18 protein-coding genes are annotated in these 18,552 nt (G+C 56.8%); 9 read left to right on the top strand and 9 right to left on the bottom strand.

Going from position 1 to position 18,552, the window contains the following annotated elements:
* Window positions 1–234: 234 nt before the first annotated feature.
* On the bottom strand, window positions 235–456 hold the full coding sequence (locus VEV40_RS10685; RefSeq protein ID WP_324832220.1) for a permease: 222 nt from the start codon (window positions 454–456) through the stop codon (window positions 235–237).
* A 91-nt stretch (window positions 457–547) separates the two neighbouring features.
* Between VEV40_RS10685 and VEV40_RS10690 the strand changes: the two genes are divergently transcribed.
* Entirely contained in the window at window positions 548–1,252 is a 705-nt protein-coding gene (locus tag VEV40_RS10690; RefSeq protein ID WP_324832428.1) for a CoA transferase subunit B, read from the top strand.
* 78 nt (window positions 1,253–1,330) lie between these two features.
* The gene (locus tag VEV40_RS10695; RefSeq protein WP_324832221.1) at window positions 1,331–1,654 is read left to right on the top strand and encodes a hypothetical protein; all 324 of its coding nucleotides are present in this window, start codon (window positions 1,331–1,333) and stop codon (window positions 1,652–1,654) included.
* Here VEV40_RS10695 and VEV40_RS10700 read toward each other — a convergent pair.
* The 3 genes from VEV40_RS10700 to VEV40_RS10710 all read right to left on the bottom strand — a co-directional run bounded on the left by VEV40_RS10700 (window position 1,646) and on the right by VEV40_RS10710 (window position 3,686).
* A complete protein-coding gene (locus tag VEV40_RS10700; protein WP_324832223.1) occupies window positions 1,646–2,590 on the bottom strand; it encodes a hypothetical protein in 945 nt (314 codons plus the stop codon). The two genes, VEV40_RS10695 and VEV40_RS10700, sit on opposite strands and share 9 nt — an antisense overlap.
* Window positions 2,590–2,922: a PadR family transcriptional regulator gene (locus tag VEV40_RS10705; protein ID WP_324832224.1), complete on the bottom strand. Its 333-nt coding sequence runs from the start codon at window positions 2,920–2,922 to the stop codon at window positions 2,590–2,592. Before VEV40_RS10705 ends, VEV40_RS10700 begins: the two co-directional genes overlap by 1 nt.
* 68 nt (window positions 2,923–2,990) lie before the next feature.
* Window positions 2,991–3,686, bottom strand: a complete 696-nt coding sequence (locus VEV40_RS10710) for a CoA transferase subunit A (protein WP_324832225.1) — start codon at window positions 3,684–3,686, stop codon at window positions 2,991–2,993.
* Between the two features lie 149 nt (window positions 3,687–3,835).
* Between VEV40_RS10710 and mscL the strand changes: the two genes are divergently transcribed.
* From mscL to VEV40_RS10725, 3 genes are all read left to right on the top strand, one after another.
* A complete protein-coding gene (gene mscL, locus VEV40_RS10715; protein WP_324832226.1) occupies window positions 3,836–4,237 on the top strand; it encodes a large conductance mechanosensitive channel protein MscL in 402 nt (133 codons plus the stop codon).
* Window positions 4,238–4,265: 28 nt separating this feature from the next.
* Entirely contained in the window at window positions 4,266–5,876 is a 1,611-nt protein-coding gene (locus VEV40_RS10720; protein WP_324832227.1) for a hypothetical protein, read from the top strand.
* A gap of 112 nt (window positions 5,877–5,988) precedes the next feature.
* Entirely contained in the window at window positions 5,989–6,942 is a 954-nt protein-coding gene (locus VEV40_RS10725) for a catalase family peroxidase (protein ID WP_324832228.1), read from the top strand.
* A 2-nt stretch (window positions 6,943–6,944) separates the two neighbouring features.
* On the opposite strand, the gene VEV40_RS10730 is transcribed toward VEV40_RS10725, so the two are convergent.
* Window positions 6,945–8,234, bottom strand: a complete 1,290-nt coding sequence (locus VEV40_RS10730; protein ID WP_324832229.1) for an MFS transporter — start codon at window positions 8,232–8,234, stop codon at window positions 6,945–6,947.
* 166 nt (window positions 8,235–8,400) lie between these two features.
* Here VEV40_RS10730 and VEV40_RS10735 point away from each other — a divergent pair, with 166 nt between their 5' ends.
* The gene (locus tag VEV40_RS10735; RefSeq protein ID WP_324832231.1) at window positions 8,401–10,548 is read left to right on the top strand and encodes a M28 family metallopeptidase; all 2,148 of its coding nucleotides are present in this window, start codon (window positions 8,401–8,403) and stop codon (window positions 10,546–10,548) included.
* Window positions 10,549–10,902: 354 nt separating this feature from the next.
* On the opposite strand, the gene VEV40_RS10740 is transcribed toward VEV40_RS10735, so the two are convergent.
* Window positions 10,903–11,193: a HigA family addiction module antitoxin gene (locus tag VEV40_RS10740; RefSeq protein WP_324832233.1), complete on the bottom strand. Its 291-nt coding sequence runs from the start codon at window positions 11,191–11,193 to the stop codon at window positions 10,903–10,905.
* Between the two features lie 7 nt (window positions 11,194–11,200).
* Window positions 11,201–11,482 carry a type II toxin-antitoxin system RelE/ParE family toxin gene (locus VEV40_RS10745; protein ID WP_324832234.1) on the bottom strand — a complete coding sequence of 94 codons (282 nt, stop codon included), beginning with the start codon at window positions 11,480–11,482 and terminating at the stop codon, window positions 11,201–11,203.
* Between the two features lie 309 nt (window positions 11,483–11,791).
* On the opposite strand from VEV40_RS10745, the gene VEV40_RS10750 reads away from it, so the two are divergent.
* From VEV40_RS10750 to VEV40_RS10760, 3 genes are all read left to right on the top strand, one after another.
* Window positions 11,792–13,177, top strand: a complete 1,386-nt coding sequence (locus VEV40_RS10750) for a hypothetical protein (RefSeq protein ID WP_324832236.1) — start codon at window positions 11,792–11,794, stop codon at window positions 13,175–13,177.
* A gap of 196 nt (window positions 13,178–13,373) precedes the next feature.
* The gene (locus VEV40_RS10755) at window positions 13,374–14,861 is read left to right on the top strand and encodes a B12-binding domain-containing radical SAM protein (protein ID WP_324832237.1); all 1,488 of its coding nucleotides are present in this window, start codon (window positions 13,374–13,376) and stop codon (window positions 14,859–14,861) included.
* Between the two features lie 142 nt (window positions 14,862–15,003).
* Complete coding sequence (locus VEV40_RS10760; protein WP_324832238.1) at window positions 15,004–15,381, top strand: DoxX family membrane protein; 378 nt, start codon at window positions 15,004–15,006, stop codon at window positions 15,379–15,381.
* An 8-nt stretch (window positions 15,382–15,389) separates the two neighbouring features.
* Here the strand turns inward: VEV40_RS10760 and VEV40_RS10765 are convergent, their stop codons facing one another.
* Together VEV40_RS10765 and VEV40_RS10770 are read right to left on the bottom strand one after the other, a co-directional pair.
* On the bottom strand, window positions 15,390–15,842 hold the full coding sequence (locus tag VEV40_RS10765) for a DUF1761 domain-containing protein (protein ID WP_324832239.1): 453 nt from the start codon (window positions 15,840–15,842) through the stop codon (window positions 15,390–15,392).
* 198 nt (window positions 15,843–16,040) lie between these two features.
* Window positions 16,041–18,410 carry an Orn/Lys/Arg decarboxylase N-terminal domain-containing protein gene (locus VEV40_RS10770; protein ID WP_324832240.1) on the bottom strand — a complete coding sequence of 790 codons (2,370 nt, stop codon included), beginning with the start codon at window positions 18,408–18,410 and terminating at the stop codon, window positions 16,041–16,043.
* Window positions 18,411–18,552: the final 142 nt, after the last annotated feature.

An 18,552-nucleotide genomic window follows, 5' to 3' on the forward strand; every position in this document is an offset into this window, starting at 1 on the left:
GACTAACGCAAAACTAACAAATCTTTTGCTGATGAGATCATTCCTGCTTATCTTCCTGGCAAGTCTGGGATACAAAAGATGTACCGCATAGCGGTACTAGTTCCCCGGACATTCTGACAGGTACAAGGCCAAGTGGGCCGCCCCGAATCGTGCACTTTTGACACTACGGGCGTGTAATTCCTCATCTGCAATGCCTTGCAATCTTTGCTGCCTGAAGGGCGACTGAAAGCAGGCCTACTGGATCCATCCTCCATAGGGGTAAAGCAGAAGGAAGAAAATCATCGCCAGCGCCATCACATCCATGTAGAGCAACAGCAGTACGCCTCCATGATAAAAACTCCAGCGCAGTTGCAAGCAACGCGCGGTGTCATACGTCCCATAAAGCGCAAGAAAAGCAGGCAGGATAAGTTCCAGGGATGGCCGTGCATTGGGGAAGCCCGACATTGCAAAGGCCATCGCCAGGCTTCCAAGGACTAAAATGGTTCCGCGCGCCAGCGACCGCGCCCGAAGATTGAAAAACGCCGGAGGCATCTCGAAAACGACCACTATGTCTACTCTATCCAACGCCACACCCTCTACGTCTGGCAAACAGCAGGAGAGCCAAAAACGCGAGCGCATCGTCAGGCGTGTCGCGCGCGAATTACGCGACGGCTATTACGTGAACCTCGGCATTGGCATGCCGACCTTGATCGCAAATTACGTCCCTTCCGGTGTTGAGGTCGTTCTGCAGTCTGAAAACGGCATATTGGGCGTTGGCCCATATCCCACTGAAGGCGAAGAAGACCCTGACCTCATCAATGCCGGCAAGGAAACCGTTACTGAGCTTCCGGGCACATCCTATTTTTCCAGCGCCGATTCATTCGCTATGATCCGCGGCGGCCACATCGATCTCAGCATTCTAGGCGCCATGGAGGTCGACGAAGAAGGCAACCTCGCTAACTGGATGATTCCCGGGAAAATGGTCAAGGGCATGGGTGGCGCCATGGACCTCGTCGCCAGCGCCCGGCGCGTTATTGTCGCCATGGAGCACACCACGAAAGACGGCAAGCCAAAAATTCTCCACCGCTGCACACTGCCGATCACAGGCCTCAAAGTCGTCGACGCCGTCGCCACGGAAATGGCATGGATCAGCGTCACGCCCGCGGGCCTGGTGCTCGACGAGATTGCTCCCGGGCTCACCATCGCTGACGTACAAAATGCCACGGAAGCAAAACTGAAAATCAGCCCACATCTGAAAGAAATGATTGCCTGAATTATTTGTGAAGGCACTGGGCTTTGTGCCGGTTCGTCTAAGCTGACAATCTAGACAAACAGTTCTCGCATGATCCAGATGAAATCCAGGCCCCTTGTGACACTCGTCATCTCCGTGATGATCGCAGCCGCATCCGCGTGGCTCGCGTTCGGCTCACACGGAATCTACTGCGACCGTCTGCCATCGATGACTGTCTGCGCGACTCTTGCGGCATTTGCCATCGCGCTGTGCTTCCGACAGATGCCCAAGGCGATGACAAAACCACAGAAGTGGCTTCTTGCCGCATCCTTCTTTATCGGCGCGGTAACTCTCTTTGCCGATGCACGCTTTGTGATGAAGTATCGGGGCCTTTGCTCTCAATTGCAGGAGCAGATTCGGCAAACGCACACGCCGTCAAAGTAAAGCGACGCCTGCGTTGTACTGCCGTGCGCTGCGGATTGCGATTACGGCAGCCACAGTGAACAAAATGAAACTCAATAACCAGGATGAGAACGTGCTGAGGTTCAATAGCCCTCCGAAGTTCGCATGAAAGATCGCAGACGCATACTGACTGGCGAACAGTCCCCACAACCCTGTAGCAATTGCCATCAGCAGAAGTGATGCGGCAAGCACCACAATTGACATCCGGCCTACAAATCGCCAATGAAGAAGACTCGGAGCTGCCGCCTCCTGAATCATCTGACGAAAACCAATCGCACTGCATAAACCTGTCGCGAGCAGCAGAACAAGCGTCGTCACGCCGAATATCCAGCGTGTCAGCAACGAAGGCCACCCCGGCGCAACGAACCAGTCGCCGGTAACCGCCCAGGGCAATGGCGCCCAATGACCACGCGTTCCGATCAACACCGTTCCGATCCAAAGCAATACCACAGCCGCTCCCACCGGCAATGCCATGAGTCGAACCAACATTTGGCGCCGCTGTGCGCCTTGCGTTTGCCTGAACACCGCAACCAGCAGGGGCAGCCCCGCCGCCATAACCGCAGCCAGTCCAAGAAGCGAACCAAGCTCAATCGCCAGCCAACTGTTCATCCACGGCGCATGGCTTCGCATCGAAGCCACGAGCGGATTGTCATCGACAGAGGCCCATAGATTAATTCCAGCAGCGACGGCAATCAGCCATGCCGCGAACAAAGCCGGCAAAGCGCGTTGAACAGGATGAACCATTGTTTCCTCCACAAACAAACTCACTCGTGTAGAAATGGCGCACACAACGATGTCCAGCAGGCTGGCAAGTCCCGGCGGCGTTTCTTCAAGCAGGGCCGTAAATTCCGCCTCGTAACGACTCCGCCACCAGTGCGGGTATAGGCGCAACAAAACTTCAATCAAATCGGGTCGCATCACGCCTCCAGCTTCTGCAAGCCTGCGCGCACGAACCTTCGTAGAGTCGCCAGCTGCGCGCGCAGCACCTTCTCGCCCTGCGATGTCAATCGGTAAGGATAGCGTCGCTCGTCAGCAGGCAGTGGCTTTATCAGCCCCTGCTTTTCCAACCGGGCGATTGCGCCATACAAAGTGCCCGGCCCAAGCCGGGTACCCGACATCCGAAGAATGTCCTCGATCATGGCGTGCCCATGCTTTGGCCCATCCGCGAGGCTGGCAAGCACCAGCAGCGGCGGGTCCGAATAGTGCCCCAGGCCATCTTTATCATCTACTACGCTACGAGTAGTACGCATCACGTAGTATTTATGCCACAGGACCGCTCAGAACGCAAGCATAATTTAAGAAAACTTTGATGCTATGGTCAGGCTTTGCGCAGCGTCCTGCGCTCGATCTGCCTCTCGTATTTCTCACCCTCGATAATGCGTTTCACGTAAATTCCCGGCGTAACCACCTGATCGGGATCGATTTGTCCCGGCTCAACCAGATGCTCGACTTCTGCAATTGTCACTTTCGCCGCAGTCGCCATCATCGGATTAAAATTTCGCGCAGCCTTACGGTAAATCAGGTTCCCCAGGGTATCGCCTTTCCACGCCTTCACCAGCGCGAAGTCAGCACGCAGCCATCGCTCCAGAAGATACGGCCTGCCATCGAACTCTCGCGTCTCTTTGCCCTCAGCCACCAGCGTTCCCACGCCCGCAGGAGTATAGAATGCGGGAATCCCCGCGCCGCCAGCGCGGATGCGCTCGGAAAGCGTCCCCTGGGGAATGAGCGTGAGATCCAGTTCGCCCTTGAGTACCTTGCCCTCAAGCAGCCTGTTCTCGCCTACATAGCTGCCGGAATGCGACGAGATCATACCAGCCTCCAACATGAGGCCCATGCCGGAGCCATCCACTCCCATGTTGTTGCTGATCGTGTGCAGTCCCTTTACGCCACGCCGCACCAGCGCGGCAATCAGGTTTTCCGGAATACCCGCTAACCCAAAGCCGCCGATCATGATCGTCGCGCCATCCGGAATGTCCCGCACCGCCTCGTCCGCGCTTGCCGCTACTTTTCTCAATTCACCGCTCCTGCTTTTTAAGCACGAAGCAGAATACTTGACGCGCTGCCCATCCTACAAACCGGGCGCCACTCTGTATGGTTCCACTTCACAATCGAGACGAGTTGTGCTGTAGGATGTCAGCGTATTGCGACTTGGAGGAAACAGGCATGTTAAAGGGATTTCGTGATTTCATTCTGCGCGGTAACGTAGTGGATCTGGCTGTGGCGGTCGTCATTGGCGCTGCTTTCACCGCGATCGTCAATTCCCTGGTGAAGGACATCATCAACCCGCTGATCGCCGCAATCTTCAAGAAGCCCGACTTCTCTGCCCTCGTTTTTCAACTCAATGGCGGCAAGATTACCTATGGCAATTTTCTCAATTCACTTATCTCCTTCCTGCTGATTGCAGCGTCCGTCTACTTCCTTTTTGTACTGCCCGTAAACAAGCTGCTGGCCCGCTTCTTCCCCGCTCCTGCCGAGCCGCCCAAGACACATCCCTGCCCGCAGTGCCTCAGCGATATTCCTGTCGAAGCAAAGCGCTGCGCGCACTGCACGCAGTTAGTGGCATAAATGTTTGGGGGCGATTACGCCGGTGCGCATGAGCAAAAACCGATATTCAAAATTCTGCGCGGCTGCGGCACTGGCCATGCTCGGAATCACAGCAGCGTATGCAGGCGGCGATGACAAGTCTCCTATTTCCCTCACGCCAGCAACTATGACCCGTATCGGCTCCGTTGACGAGCGGTTCCTCTCCCTCAATATCGAAATGCTTGAAGTCACCGGGGGACGCTTCTGGAAGCCCTACAACCAGACGCAAGCTCAGGAACCGCCGACCGATTCATCCGAATCGCACACACCCGCCGGTATGAACCCCAATATGTATCAGTACCGTCCGCCTATCGATTTCGCGAATCCACGCCGGCGCAAGCTGGCTGCCGCATTGGGGCCATCCTACATGCGCGTCAGCGGAACGTGGGCCAACACCACGTATTTTCAGGATTCAGCTGGCCCGCCGCCGAAAACTCCCCCCACTGGCTTTAACGGCGTGCTCACACGCGAGCAGTGGAAGAGCGTCGTCGATTTTTCCCACGCCGTCGATGCAAAGATCGTTACCTCCTTCGCCACCAGCGCGGGCACGCGCGATGCGGCAGGCGTGTGGACTCCCGCGGAAGCAGCCAAATTCCTCGCGTACACTCATTCGATTGGCGGCAGCATCGCCGCCGCCGAATTCATGAATGAGCCAACGATCGCGACCCTCGGCGGAGCGCCAAAAGGCTATGACGCGGCGGCCTACGGACGCGACATTTCCGTCTTCGTGCCATTCATCCGCAAAACCGCTCCGGACATGGTGATTCTCGGCCCCGGATCGGTAGGGGAAGGGCGAACGCTGATGCCCGCATCGATGCCCGGCGTACTCAGAAGCGAAGACCTGCTCCAGGCAACAGGCCCTGTCTTCGATGCTTTCTCCTATCACTTCTATGGCGCCGTTTCCAAACGATGCGCAGGTATGGGTGGCGCTGCCATGCAAACTACGCAGGAAGCGGCACTCTCCGATGAATGGCTCGCGCGCACCGATCAAGTGGAAGCGTTCTATGCAAATCTCCGCGACAAATTTGACCCTGGCAAACCGCTCTGGCTCACCGAGACCGCCGATGCCGCATGTGGAGGCAATCCCTGGGCATCAACATTCCTCGACAGCTTCCGCTATCTCAATCAGTTGGGAACTCTGGCCCATCACGGCGTCCAGGTGGTGATGCACAACACGCTTGATGCCAGCGATTACGGCCTGCTCGACGAAACTACTCTGGAACCTCGACCCAACTACTGGGCCGCACTTCTCTGGCGAAGGCTCATGGGAACCACAGTTCTTGATCCCGGTGCATCTTCTGCGAATGGCCTTCATATCTACGCGCATTGTTTGCGCGGCAAGCCCGGAGGCGTAGCCGTGCTCGTCATCAATACCGACCGCAATGAGGCGCAATCGCTGGATATGCCCAGCCCGGCCGAACGCTATACTCTCTCATCCGGCGATTTAATGAGCACGCACGTCGACCTCAACGGGCATGAACTCGAATTAGGCGCGAATGACGCTCTCCCGCAGTTGAAAGGCGCACCTGTTCATGCGGGAAAGCTCACATTCGCCGCAGCCAGCATTACATTTCTAGCGATTCCAAAAGCAAACAATCCAAGCTGCCGTGCTGAACGCTGATCGCGCTGCTTAAGCTGTGAAGGAAGGCTCTCAAATTTGCAGTCCCGTAATATTAAATCTGCTCGTTGCGCCTAGAGTAACAAGATAACTATTCCACGTCGGAGATTCTGTAATGCCGCTACCCACAGATGAAAAGGCTCTAGCTCTCGGTAAAGATTTGTTGCAGGCATTCGACAACGTCGATGGGGGCTATCACCCAGGCTTCCGCGCAGCGCACGCAAAGGGTGTGCTTTTAACGGGCACATTTGTTCCCTCGCAGGAAGCGCAGGCATTGACCAAAGCTCCCCATATCCACAACTCTTCTACGCCCGTCTCCGTGCGCTTCTCCGACTTCGCAGGAGTTCCGTCCGTTGCTGATAACGATCCGCAGGGAGCCAGCCCGCGCGGCTGCGCCATCCGCTTCCATCTCGCCGAGCATGTTCATACCGACATCGTGAGCCACTCCGCGAACAGTTTCCCCACCCGTACTGCCGAGGAATTTCTCGAATTCCTGCGCGCAGTCGCTGCCAGCGGCCCGTCGGCCCCGCATCCGAATCCCATTGAGCAGTTCCTCGGCTCGCATCCGGCGGCTCTGGCCTTCGTGCAAATGCCCAAGCCTTTTCCCACAAGCTTTGCGCGGGAACACTTCTTCGCTGTCAGCGCGTTCAAATTCACAAGTCCAGATGGAAGCGTCAGCCACGGCCGTTATCGCGTCTTCCCTGAATTCGGAACCGAATACATCGAGGCGGACGACGCCGCTGCCAAAGGTCCCAACTACCTTTTTGATGAATTGGCAGGCAGACTCATGGCCGGGCCAATCAAATTCGAAATTTCCGTGCAGCTGGCCGGACAAGATGACGTTGTGGACAATGCCACGATTCAGTGGCCGGAAGATCGACCTGCCTTGAAATTCGGGGAAATCACTCTGAACGCATTCGCTCCCAACAATGAAGCAGAGCAGCGCCAGATTATCTTCGACCCCATCCCTCGGGTCGATGGCATCGAGACTGCTGGTGATCCCTTGTTTGATCCCCGCGCTACGATTTATCTGATGAGCGGCCGCCGCAGGCGCGCAGCACAACCGTAACTTCAATCCAACTCGCGCAGCGCCTTCGACCGCATATAGAACCCGAGATAGCACACCATCGCGAGCCCGGTCATCGCGGCGATGGCGTGCTCTGCCGCCATGTGCCGTGACAGCACGCCGATAATCAGGCACCCTACCGGAGGCAGACCAAGAAAGCTCGTCGCGTAGATGCTCATCACCCGTCCGCGCATCTCGTCGCTTGATAGCTGCTGCATGGTCACGTTCACCGTTGAAAGGCTGGTGACCATACCGAAACCTTCGCAAAATGACATCGCCGACGACAGCGCAAAGATGCGCGAATAGCTGAAGACAATCACCGCCGTCATCACAAACAGGCCGCAGAAAACAATCACCCGCCCGCGCCAGCGAATTCTCGGCAACGCTGCAATCATGCCCGCCGCTGTCAACGCGCCTATGCCCGAGCACGCCATCAAAAATCCGAGTCCGCGCTCGCCTGCGTTGAGCACGTCTTTGGCAAAGTAAGGAATAAACGTGATGAACGGCAGCAGAAACAGGCTGGCGCTGGCAATCAGCATCACAATCGCTGACATTTCCGGCGAGCGCCGCACATACACGATGCCTTCATGCAGACTTCGCAGCACGCTTGCATGGCGCTCCCGCTTTTCTTCCGGATATCGCATCCGGTGCAGCGGCCAAAGCACAGCCAGGAAGCTGAAGCCGTTCAGCAGAAAATTCCCAGTCATGCCGAAATACGCCATTGCATAGCCGCCCAGCGTCGGTCCTACGATGCGCGACGTGTTGAACTGTGCGGAATTCAACGCAATTGCGTTCTGCAGATCTTCCGGAGGAACCAGCCGCGGCACCAGCGCCTGGTATGCAGGCGCATTCAACGCATTTGATACGCCGGTAAGAAACGCCAGCAGCGCCAGTTGTCCAATTGTAATGATCTTGAAATATGTCAGCCCCGCCAGCACAAAGGCGAAAATCATCTGCGCGGATTGCGTGCCAATCAGCAGATGTCGCTTGCTCACGCGGTCGGCGATCACGCCGCCAAAAAGCGTAAACAGCAGAAACGGGAACGAGGCCGCGAACCCCACCATCCCCAGCCAGAACGATGAGTTGGAAAGCTCCAGCACAAGCCAGCCCTGCGCCACATTCTGCATCCAGGTGCCGATATTCGAGACCAGGCATCCGCTCCAGAACAACCGGTAGTCATGGTTGCGCAGCGCGCGCGCAATCGGAGGCCAGCGTGTCCCCGCAACCGGCAGCTCCAGCACAAGATCGGCTTCAAGCTCCGGATTCACCTCCGTCTGCACTGTCTCTTCAGCCACGGCCCCGCCTACCTTCTTTCAGCATCTGCACAACACACGGGTGCCCCATCCTATCGCGTAGTTTGCGATAGGGTGGGAAACCATGAACTGAATTAGGAACCCACGCCCCTCAACCCTTAGTGTAATCTGTGTGTTTTGCACATCATTTCACCCTGGGAGCAGTCCTTTGAACCGTAGTGCTCTTGTCACTTCCCTCTGCCTTTCCGCATTCGTCATTTCCCTGCCCGCGCAGGATTCCGGCACACCCAAGTCCGTCTTCGGCTATCGCGACTTCTCCGCGCAGGCAAAAATTGACCAGCAGTTTCTCGCCGTGCCCGACGCCAAACTCGCTGGTGAAGAACTCAAAACGCTGACCGCCGCGCCCCATATCGCAGGATCGAAGGAAGACCACGACACCGCCCTCTACGTCGCCGACAAGTTCAAGGCCGCCGGGCTCGACACCTCGATCGTGACCTACAAGGCATGGCTCAATCTGCCGAAAGAAATCCATGTCACCGCAACCGATGCCAGTGGCAAAACACTGATGACCGGCCCCACGCCAGAGCACGTTGCCGGCGACCCGTTCGACGACGATCCGCGCGTCGTCATGCCCTTCAATGGCTCCTCACCCTCCGGAGACCTGACCGCAGAAGTCGTCTACGCCAATTACGGCCGCCCTGAAGATTTCAAAAAACTCGACGACCTCGGCATCAGCGTCAAGGGCAAAATCGTCATCACGCGCTATGGTGGAAACTTCCGCGGCGTCAAGGTTTACATCGCCCAGCAGCGCGGCGCAGCCGGCGTCATTATCTACTCCGACCCGGCTGATGACGGCTACTTCCGTGGCGACATGTATCCCAAAGGCCCCTACCGCCCTGAGACAGGAGTGCAGCGCGGCGCGGTGCAGTTCCTCTTCAAGTATCCCGGCGACGCCAGCACGCCCGGCATCGCCTCCACGTCCGACCTGCCTGAATCAAAGCGCATCAACCCGGCCACCGCGCCAAACATGCCGCAGATTCCCGCCACGCCCATCTCCTACCACGACGCCGCGCCCATTCTTGAAGCGCTCGGCGGCCAGACCGTTCCGCATGAATGGCAGGGCGCATTACCCTTTACCTATCACGTCGGCGGAAGCGACAGCGTAAAAGTCCACATGGTTCTCAAGCAGGACTACGCCTACCGCGACATCTGGGACGTGATCGGCAAAATCCCCGGCACTGAATGGCCCGATGACTGGGTCGTCGCCGGCAATCATCGTGATGCCTGGGTTTATGGCGCGGTCGATCCCAACAGCGGCACCGCGGCCATGCTTGAAACCGTGCACGGTGTCGGCGAGTTGCTCAAGACAGGTTGGAAGCCGAAGCGGACCGTCATTTTCGCAAGCTGGGATGCGGAAGAAGAAGGACTCATCGGCTCGACGGAATGGGCCGAAGACAATGCAACTGCGTTGAGCAAAGCTGTGGCTTACTTCAACACCGACGTCGGCGTGGCCGGCCCCAACTTCGACGCCTCCGCCGTACCGTCGCTCAAAATCTTTATCCGTCAGGTCACAAAGGAAGTCCCCAGCCCCAAAGGCGGCACCGTCTACGACCAGTGGAAGAAGAGCCAGGCAAATGGCGAATCGCGCCGCCACTCCGCCGACGAGCATATGGGCCAGCCGGCACACAAGGACAGCGACGTTGAAATCGGCGACCTCGGCAGTGGCTCCGACTACACGCCCTTCATCCAGCACCTCGGCGTACCGTCAACCGACATCGGCTCCGGCGGCCCCTACGGCGTGTATCACTCCGTCTTCGACAACTACAACTGGTTCATCAAAAACGCTGACCCCACCTTTGTCTACGAGCAGCAGCAGGCCCGCGTCTTCGGCATTGAAGTGCTGCACATGGCTGACACCGACGTGCTGCCCTATGACTATGTGACCTACGGCAAGGAAATCACCGAATACCTCAATGCCGCGAAAAAGAAGGCCGACGACGCCAAAGTTTCAGGCCTCGACTTCGCCCCGGCCCTCGCCGCGGCGCAGCGTTTCACCACTGCCGCCGAAACCGTGAACAAGCAGCAGCAAGCCATCCCCGCCAACCCAACCGAACTCAATACCAAGCTACGCCAGGTCGAAGATGACTTCCTCTCATCCGCCGGCCTGCCCAACCGTCCGTGGTTCAAGCACACCATCTACGCCCCCGGCGAATACACCGGCTACGCTGCCGTCGTCATTCCCGGAGTAAACGAAGCCATCGACGCTAAGGACAGCACCCGCGCCGCTGCTCAGTTGTCAACGCTGACTGAAGCCATCAGCCGTGCGGCTTCTACATTGGAGGCCGCAGGAAAGTAGATTAGGTGCCCCATCTGAGCAAGCGGCGGTTGGAGTTGAGCCCACCGCCCTCTTGCTAAACTTCTCGGGCAAACGAACAAATCCTGCGAACAGTTACTCTCTACAGCGACAATCCACAAAGGCACTATCGACAGATTTCAGCATCGTATGATGGCGACAAATTCGCTGTGCGTATCTATGAGGGAACAGTCAAACAAATAGTGCCATTCAAGAAAGAGTCGACAGGTTATCGTGAGATCTCCTGTTTAAGCCAGCAGGAAGCACTATCTGAAGCCGAAAAGCATATTCAATCCAGCAGACAAAGTGGCTGGATTGACTACAATCCAGCATTTGATTAGTAAACAAACTCTGAGATTATGCCGCCTCTGACACTCGCTGCTTCACCTTGGCAATCGTCTTGTCCCGGGCGGCCTCTGCCAGATCAAAACGGTTCTGCAAGTTGAGCCAGAATTGCGCCGATATCCCAAAGTACTTCCCCAGACGCAGGGCGGTGTTAGCTGAAATCGCGCGCCTGGCGCGCACAATATCATGCACACGAGGCACGGGTACCCCAATTTCCTTGGCCAGCCGGTAGGAAGTCAATCCCATCGGCTCCATGAACTCGGTCAGAAGAATCTCTCCCGGATGAACTGCAAACGTCTTCATAATTCCCTCAGTGATAATCAACAATCTCCACCTGATGAGCATTATTGTCTTTCCACACAAAGCAAACCCGATATTGATTATTGATGCGAATTGAGAACTGCCCCTCACGGTCGCCTTTTAGCTTTTCGAGCCGGTTTCCGGGAGGCACTAGCAGCTCTGACAACTCAACAACGGCATCCAAGATTGCCAGCTTCTTGTTCGCAACATCGCGAATCGACGCCGGAATCCTGCGACTTTTTCCTGTTTCCCAGAGAATTTCCGTGTCGCGATCAGCGAAACTGACAATCATTCAAACCGGATAATAACGCAATACGATAATAACGTAAACCGTTATTATTGTCTGCATGGTGGACGATTTTGAGATCTGAGCGGACCTCAAATATTGAAAGGCGTGACATTTTATAGGGCGAAACTTTAACTCCGCCCTAACCAAGATGTTCTTGACAATCCGTGCATAAGAGCTATCGTGAACTGCGGTAGTTGATATGCTTTTCTGGCTGGCTTGGTATCGTGGCAACCGATTGGCCTGCCTGGGAAGCATGTGAAATCTCCCCCTTGGGCCCAAATCTTCGCAATTTAAGGATCAGGAGGTTGCTCCATGCGCAATGCTGCACGTGCAGTTGTGCTCAGTTGTTTTCTGCCCGCTCTGTCCAGTCTCGCCTTTGCACAGGTGTCCGGAATTGTCTCACTGGCAGGTCCAGGCGCCAACCCGGACTACGCGGAACGCCCGCCGGTCAAGATAAGCACCTTGACGGCTACCTATTCAGTCAACTCGCTGGTGTTGGATGCGGAAACTGGCGCGGTCATCAGCGGCGGGGTAGGGACTGCAGCCATAACGCCGAATGCTAACGCAAATGCCAACGCAGCCGCCGGAAACGATGACAGGTTTGACATCGACGAGAGGCGCCCTAATAAGCCAACCATCGACGGCCTCAATACGCTGGCCACCTTCGATGGAGCGTTTGTCGGTCAAGCCGGACCAAGCGCCGGTACTGACTTTCGCTTCACAATGATTGGCAACGACCCCCGGCGCGGAGGCACTACGGTCTACCCGGCAAATGTGGATGAAGTGTCTCTTCAGTTGCTTAACGCCGACGGCAGCGTCTTCCAGACCGTGAGCTATGCTCCCTTCGAGCATCTGACGCTCGAATCCCCCAATTTCGAGCCCCTCAACTACACCTCAGGCCATGGGGTGGAGTATGCCGACGCGATTCACCGCGCCGAATTCAATAGTGTGAGGAGGGAAAACTGGCATACGCTGATGATCCCGAAGGTGGTGAACAAGACGACCATTACCGTCCCATTTTTTGTAAATATCCAGTTAAAGAACGGGAATATCATTCAGGCCCGTTCCTACTTTACCGGAACAGCATCTGATGGAAGCACCTTCGTGCTGATGCTGAGCCCGCTGTTTAATTTCTTTTTTGACAACGAAGTCGTTAATGAGATCAATCTGGGCAACTTCACGACGAACGGCATCAACATCACGGCGTTCCCCAACACCTATCTGTTCTCGCTGAACGTCAACAACCCCAATGTTCCCGGGGGATGCTGCACACTCGGCTTCCACACCTATTTCCTCGATGGAGTGTTTCCGGAATCGCGCTGGGTCACCGAATACGCGAGCTGGATTTCACCTGGGATCTTTGGCGGCGGTTTTCAGGATGTGACCGCTTTGTCGCACGAGACCAGCGAATCATTTGACGATCCTTTTGTCGACAATCCGACGCCCAATTGGCAGTTCCCGGGACAGCCTGCAAACTCCACGGCGTGTCAAAACAATCTGGAGAACGGAGACCCAATCGAAGTTCTGCCGAACGCAACAGCTGCCATTCCGATTAAAGAGGTGAATTTCACTTATCACCCGCAGAATATCGTGCTCTACGAGTGGTTCGAGATGGGTGCAACATCGAATGCCCTCAATGGCGCGTTCAGCTATCCGGATCCAGTTCTGACACACTCTGCTGTTCCCTGCCCACAGTAATTCTTCGGTGCTGTAGCCCCATTCAAGCCTTTATTTCTCGGCTTGAATGGGGCAATCTGGAGCCCTTGGTTAAGGTGCCTGGCACAGCCCCCGCTGACCCTCGCAGCATGTCCCGCAGACATATGTAACACCACATCATTGCGTCCATCGATTCTTCGTGTTAACAATGGTTGACCCTCGGAAAAGGAAGAATCGAATGAACGTTCTTCTTCTCTCCATGCCGGATTCCTTTGAGCACATGCCGGTGCTCGCCATCCGTATGCCTAATGGAGCGCTCACCTCTCTAGCCGGCAATGTCGATCCCCACCACAAAATCGCCGTGGCCGACCTCATCCTCTGCCAGGACAAAGTCCGTGAAACCGTAACGCAACTCGTCGAGCAGTACCAGCCCGATGTTGTCGGCATGTCCGTTATGACCTTCCAGCGCCGCACCGCTGGCCGCATCGCCGAGTTGGTCAAGACTCTCAAACCCGATGTAAGAATCGTTGCCGGCGGCTATGATCCCAGCCTCGCCTTCGAAGACTATGCCGCCATGCCCGTGGATTACATCGTGCGCGGCGAAGGCGAAGTGACCTTCCGCGAATTGCTGCGGGCGCTTGAAAGCAATTCACCGCTCCACTTCATCGCCGGTTTGTCGCATCGTGAAAATGGCCGCTGGATACACAACACAGACCGCCCCGTACACAAGCTCGAAGATGACGAGATCCGCCTGCCGAACCGCGACGCGCGCGTCCTTAAGGGCTATACGCTGATGGGCCGCAACATCGACGTTATCGAAACCTCGCGCGGCTGCACCTTCGATTGCAGCTTCTGCTCCATCATCGAAATGCGCGGGCGCAACTTCCACACCTATTCCTTTGACCGCGTTCTCGCCGACATCCGCGATGCCCGCGACCATGGCGCCCAAACCCTCTTTCTCGTCGACGACAACATCACCCTCGACGTGCACCGCTTCGAGGCCTTCTGCAAAGCCATCATCGAAGCAGGTCTCAATAAGCTCGATTACTTCGTCCAGGGCATGACTTCTGCCATCGCCAACCATGGCGAAACCCTCGCCCCGCTGATGCACAAAGCGGGCTTTCGCTATGTCTTCCTCGGCATCGAGAACATCCTCGAAAGCGACCTCACTTTCCTCAACGCTTCCTCCAAAAACATCGAGCGCGACAAGGGAAAAAAGGTCGGCAACGCAACCATGAAAGCCATCGACTATCTGCACAAGAATCACATGCTTGTTGTCGGCGGCCTCATCATCGGCAGCCCCGACGACACCGTCGAATCCATCGAAGCCAACCTGACATTCGCGCGCAAACACATCGACTGGCCTTACATCCAGCACCCCACGCCTTACCCGCGCACGCCCATGACGCGCGAATTCCGTGATCAGGGCCTCATCGCCAACGAGCGTCTCGAGGAATACGACGGCACCACCGCCGTCGTGCGCACCAAGTTCGTCACCGCCGACCAGATTGAATACCTGCGCTGGAAGAGCGAGCGTGGCATGAAGACCCGCCACATCCTCCCCGTTATCAAACACGACCCATGGTTCGTCCTGCGCAATGGCCGCAAAATGATGAAGCATACCTATCGCGGCAGCACCTGGCGCAATCTGCTCGGCTTGGAAGACGACCGGAAAGCCTTCGCCCGCTACAAGGAAATCCGCCGCCAGGAACGCGAGTACTTGTAATACCGCTACCCCAATATTGCCATCCAGAGCGCAATGGCTTGCCGACCTGCTGACTCAGATGGCAAACTAAATCGCACCGTTCGCATAGAACACCGGCTGTCTTTCCGGCAGCCGGTGATGCGATTTATTCCGAGGAGAAAATATGAAAATCGCCGCACTTGTCGCCCGCATCATCATGGGCCTCATCTTCATCATCTTCGGCCTGAACGGCTTCCTCAACTTCATCAAGGGCCCGCTACCCCCAGGTCTGGCCGGTCAATTCGTCGGCGCACTCATACAGTCGCACTATGTCTGGGTGGTGGCTGCAGCACAGATCATTGGCGGGGCACTGGTGCTTATCGGCCGCTATGTCCCGCTAGGCCTCGCCATCCTGGCGCCAGTCATCGTGAACATCCTCGCCTTCCACGCGCTCCTGATGCCGGCTGGCGCCCAGATGGCCATTCTCGTCACCATCTGCTGGATCATCGCATTTATCCCAGTGCGGCAGCACTTCTCCAGCCTCTTCGTGCAGAAGACATAAGCAAGCTGTTAAATCGCGTCAACCGTGACCGTCGCCGACTTGGCTTTCCATGCGCCCTGAATCGCGCCCATCACCACCATGCCAATCAGCGAAATGCCTGTATTTACCATTAGAATCCGCAGGCCTTTCTCTTCAAATGCATATTCTGCCGACCATGTGGTGAGCACAAATCCAATCCACGCGACAATGCCGACGAGGATTCCCCGAATCACACTCTGCTTCCCTGTCATTTGCGTGAACCAGGAAATCGCCGCAGCCATCACCAGAGCGCCTGCAAACCCAATCACGTAGGCAAGCACCACGCTGGCGCCTTCCTGGTGCAGCTGGTCAGCAGTCTTTCCGATGCCTTCCAGCCAGTCCGTCATGAACACGGTGAACCACACCGCCTGCATGCCGAAATACACCAGCGCCGACACCAGAATTGCAAGATAATTCAGCCGCACCTTTCGCGTCTCAAGCATCTGCTCTTCTCCTTACTCGAAGTTAGTCAGCGATTGTACCTGACACCGCACAACGCACTGAAGATGAAAAAGCCTCCTCCTGTCCCACAGAAAGAGGCTTTCATCACAAACTGGCCAGAGCCGGGTGCTGGGTGCCCAAGAGCCTGTCCTGAGCGAAAGTCGAAAGGTCTCAAAGAGACATGGGATTTATTCAGACTGTCACAGGGTCTTCTTCGCCGCCCGCGACGATGGATGCGTCCGCGGCTTTTTGCCGTTGGTCCGCTTGCCCGGCGTCTCAATCACGCCGCGCATCCAGAAGTTCCCCTCCGGGTCGACCTCGATGCCATGCACTTCACGCTCGAATCCGGGAAACCTCTTGCTGAATTCCTCCAGCGCCAGAAGGAACCGGATTACCGGACTGTTCGCATCGCCCAGCCGCTCGCCCGGCATGCTGATCGGGATGCCCGGCGGATACGGCACCAGCATCACCGCCGGAATGCGCCCCGCCATCTCCGTCAGCCGCACCTTCTCCGTACCGTCGCGGATCAGCTTCTGATACGCCTGCGCAGGGGTCATTACCGGATTCGCCTCTACATCAAACGCCTCCTGCAGTAGCCCCGGCAGGTTCAGCGCCTTCATCGCCGCGTGCATCTCGTCGCTCAACTGCTTCAGGTCCATCGATCCATAACGCTCCGGATACTTTGCCACCAGCTGCGGCAGTGCTTCGCTCAATGAAGCTTCCTGATCGTAGAGCCGCCGGAACTCGAACAGCGTCTCCAGCAGGCTTCCCCACTTGCCCTTACTGGTGCCTACTGAGAACAGCGTCAGGATGGTGTAGTCACCCGTGCGCGCAATCTCCACGCGCCGCGCGTCAAGGAACGCCGTAAGAATTGCAGCCGGAATGCCCCAGTCGCCCTTGTTGCCCTGGGCATCGATACCAGGCGTCAGAATCGTCACCTTCGTCGGATCGAGTAGCACATAATCGTTGGCAATATCTTCGTCGCGGTAGCCGTGCCACGTCTCGCCCTGCTTCAGCGTCCAGCACTGCGCCGATTGCGACAGCAGATCATCCGGCGCGTCTTCAAAGCGGAATATCTCACCGTTCGCCGCATCCTTCACGTAGTCCGGTTGGAACATGCCAAAGAACCAACCGCCGCCTTCTTCCGCCTTCAATCTGTGCGCGACCGAAGCCATCGCCTTGCGGAAGCTGATCGCGTCCTGAATCGTCTCTGTCATCAGCGTCGATCCCGCCGGCTCGTCCATCATCGCCGTCGCCACGTCAATCGAAGCAATCATCGGATAGAACGGCGAGGTCGTCCCCCGCATCATGAACGATTCATTGAACTGGTCGAATTCCAGTGGCGCCCGCGGGCTCTGCTTTACGTGAATCATCGAAGCCATCGAAAATGCCGGTAGCATTTTGTGCGTCGATTGCGTGGCAAAAAGCAGCGGACGGTCCGGCATCTCATCCGGCACATCCATGGCAAAGCGCCCGCGATACAGGGGATGGAACTTCGCATATGCATACCACGCCTCGTCAAAATGCACACGCGGCGTGCTCTTCGCCAGTTGTTCCACCACTGAATTCACGTGATAACAGAATCCGTCATACGTCGAATTCGTCACAACCGCGTAGCTCGGCTCTTTTGAAACCGCGCCGGCAACAAACGGACTCTTCTCGATCATCGCCCGGATATTCTCCGGGTAAAAACGCGCCAGCGGCACCAGCCCGATCATGCCAAAGCCGTTGCGCGTCGGCTTAAAGTACACAGGCCGCGCCCCCGTCACCGTCAGCGAATGGCAGATGGACTTGTGGCAGTTCAGGTCAGCCAGCACCATCTCGTCCTGCGCAATTACGCCATGCCCGACAATCTGGTTCGAGGTCGAGGAACCGTTCAGCACATAGAATGTCCAGTCCGCGCCAAAGATGCGCGCCGCGTTCCGCTCCGATTCCGCCGGCGGCCCAATGTGGTCAAGCCACGAGCCAAGCTGCGCGGTCGAAATACCCAGGTCTGACCGCAGCAGGTTCTCGCCGAAAAACTTGTGAAACGCCATCCCCACTGGATGCTTCAGAAACGCCACGCCGCCCATGTGCCCGGGCGCGTCCCAGGAGTAAGCGCCCTGGTCGGTGTACTTCACCAATTCTCTGAAGTACGGCGGCAGCAGTTGCTCCTCATACCGCTCCACGGCAAAATCCACGCGGTTGGCAATGAATGCTGGCGTGTCGCCGAACAGGTGAATGTACTCGTGCACCTGCTTCACCACTTCCAGCGGCAGCTCACTCACCAGCGTACGGTCGGCAATCAGGAAAATTGGCAGCTTCTTGTTGCGGCGGCGCACGGCGCGAATAATGCGCAGCGCTGCGCGCTCGTCAAACTGGTCCTCCGGAAGGTCCCAGTCCAGCAGCACTGCGCTCTGCGACGGGTCGGAATTCACCAGAGCCAGACCGTCCTCAGGCGTAGCCGTCCGCACCACCCGATACCCTTCGCGATCGATCGCCTCGCACAGCCGCTCCATGGCGCGGTCTGATACAGAATCGGTCCCGCCCGCCTCACTCGCGATGAGCAGAACCCACCGGCCTTCTTCCATCTACTTCAACCTCTCTCTTCACACTCTATGCGCTGCAACCACACAGGATTCTCCTGCTTCTTGAACAGCGCGTTAAAATTTCTGATTGAATCATTTCGGACGCTACGTTTCGATATTATCCCAGGAAATTTTGTCATCCTGA

This window comes from Alloacidobacterium sp. (genome assembly GCF_035631355.1).
Taxonomy (GTDB): Bacteria; Acidobacteriota; Terriglobia; order Terriglobales; family Acidobacteriaceae; genus Alloacidobacterium.

What these genes read in the sequence shown, in the direction of transcription:
- VEV40_RS10690 (WP_324832428.1), top strand. Translation starts at nt 548, where the DNA reads ATGTCTACTCTATCCAACGCCACACCCTCTACGTCTGGCAAACAGCAG.
- VEV40_RS10755 (WP_324832237.1), top strand. Translation starts at nt 13,374, where the DNA reads ATGAACGTTCTTCTTCTCTCCATGCCGGATTCCTTTGAGCACATGCCG.
- VEV40_RS10685 (WP_324832220.1), bottom strand. Translation starts at nt 456, where the DNA reads ATGGCCTTTGCAATGTCGGGCTTCCCCAATGCACGGCCATCCCTGGAA.
- VEV40_RS10745 (WP_324832234.1), bottom strand. Translation starts at nt 11,482, where the DNA reads ATGATTGTCAGTTTCGCTGATCGCGACACGGAAATTCTCTGGGAAACA.
- VEV40_RS10760 (WP_324832238.1), top strand. Translation starts at nt 15,004, where the DNA reads ATGAAAATCGCCGCACTTGTCGCCCGCATCATCATGGGCCTCATCTTC.
- VEV40_RS10750 (WP_324832236.1), top strand. Translation starts at nt 11,792, where the DNA reads ATGCGCAATGCTGCACGTGCAGTTGTGCTCAGTTGTTTTCTGCCCGCT.
- VEV40_RS10705 (WP_324832224.1), bottom strand. Translation starts at nt 2,922, where the DNA reads ATGCGTACTACTCGTAGCGTAGTAGATGATAAAGATGGCCTGGGGCAC.
- VEV40_RS10720 (WP_324832227.1), top strand. Translation starts at nt 4,266, where the DNA reads ATGAGCAAAAACCGATATTCAAAATTCTGCGCGGCTGCGGCACTGGCC.
- VEV40_RS10700 (WP_324832223.1), bottom strand. Translation starts at nt 2,590, where the DNA reads ATGCGACCCGATTTGATTGAAGTTTTGTTGCGCCTATACCCGCACTGG.
- VEV40_RS10725 (WP_324832228.1), top strand. Translation starts at nt 5,989, where the DNA reads ATGCCGCTACCCACAGATGAAAAGGCTCTAGCTCTCGGTAAAGATTTG.
- mscL (WP_324832226.1), top strand. Translation starts at nt 3,836, where the DNA reads ATGTTAAAGGGATTTCGTGATTTCATTCTGCGCGGTAACGTAGTGGAT.
- VEV40_RS10770 (WP_324832240.1), bottom strand. Translation starts at nt 18,410, where the DNA reads ATGGAAGAAGGCCGGTGGGTTCTGCTCATCGCGAGTGAGGCGGGCGGG.
- VEV40_RS10740 (WP_324832233.1), bottom strand. Translation starts at nt 11,193, where the DNA reads ATGAAGACGTTTGCAGTTCATCCGGGAGAGATTCTTCTGACCGAGTTC.
- VEV40_RS10765 (WP_324832239.1), bottom strand. Translation starts at nt 15,842, where the DNA reads ATGCTTGAGACGCGAAAGGTGCGGCTGAATTATCTTGCAATTCTGGTG.
- VEV40_RS10695 (WP_324832221.1), top strand. Translation starts at nt 1,331, where the DNA reads ATGAAATCCAGGCCCCTTGTGACACTCGTCATCTCCGTGATGATCGCA.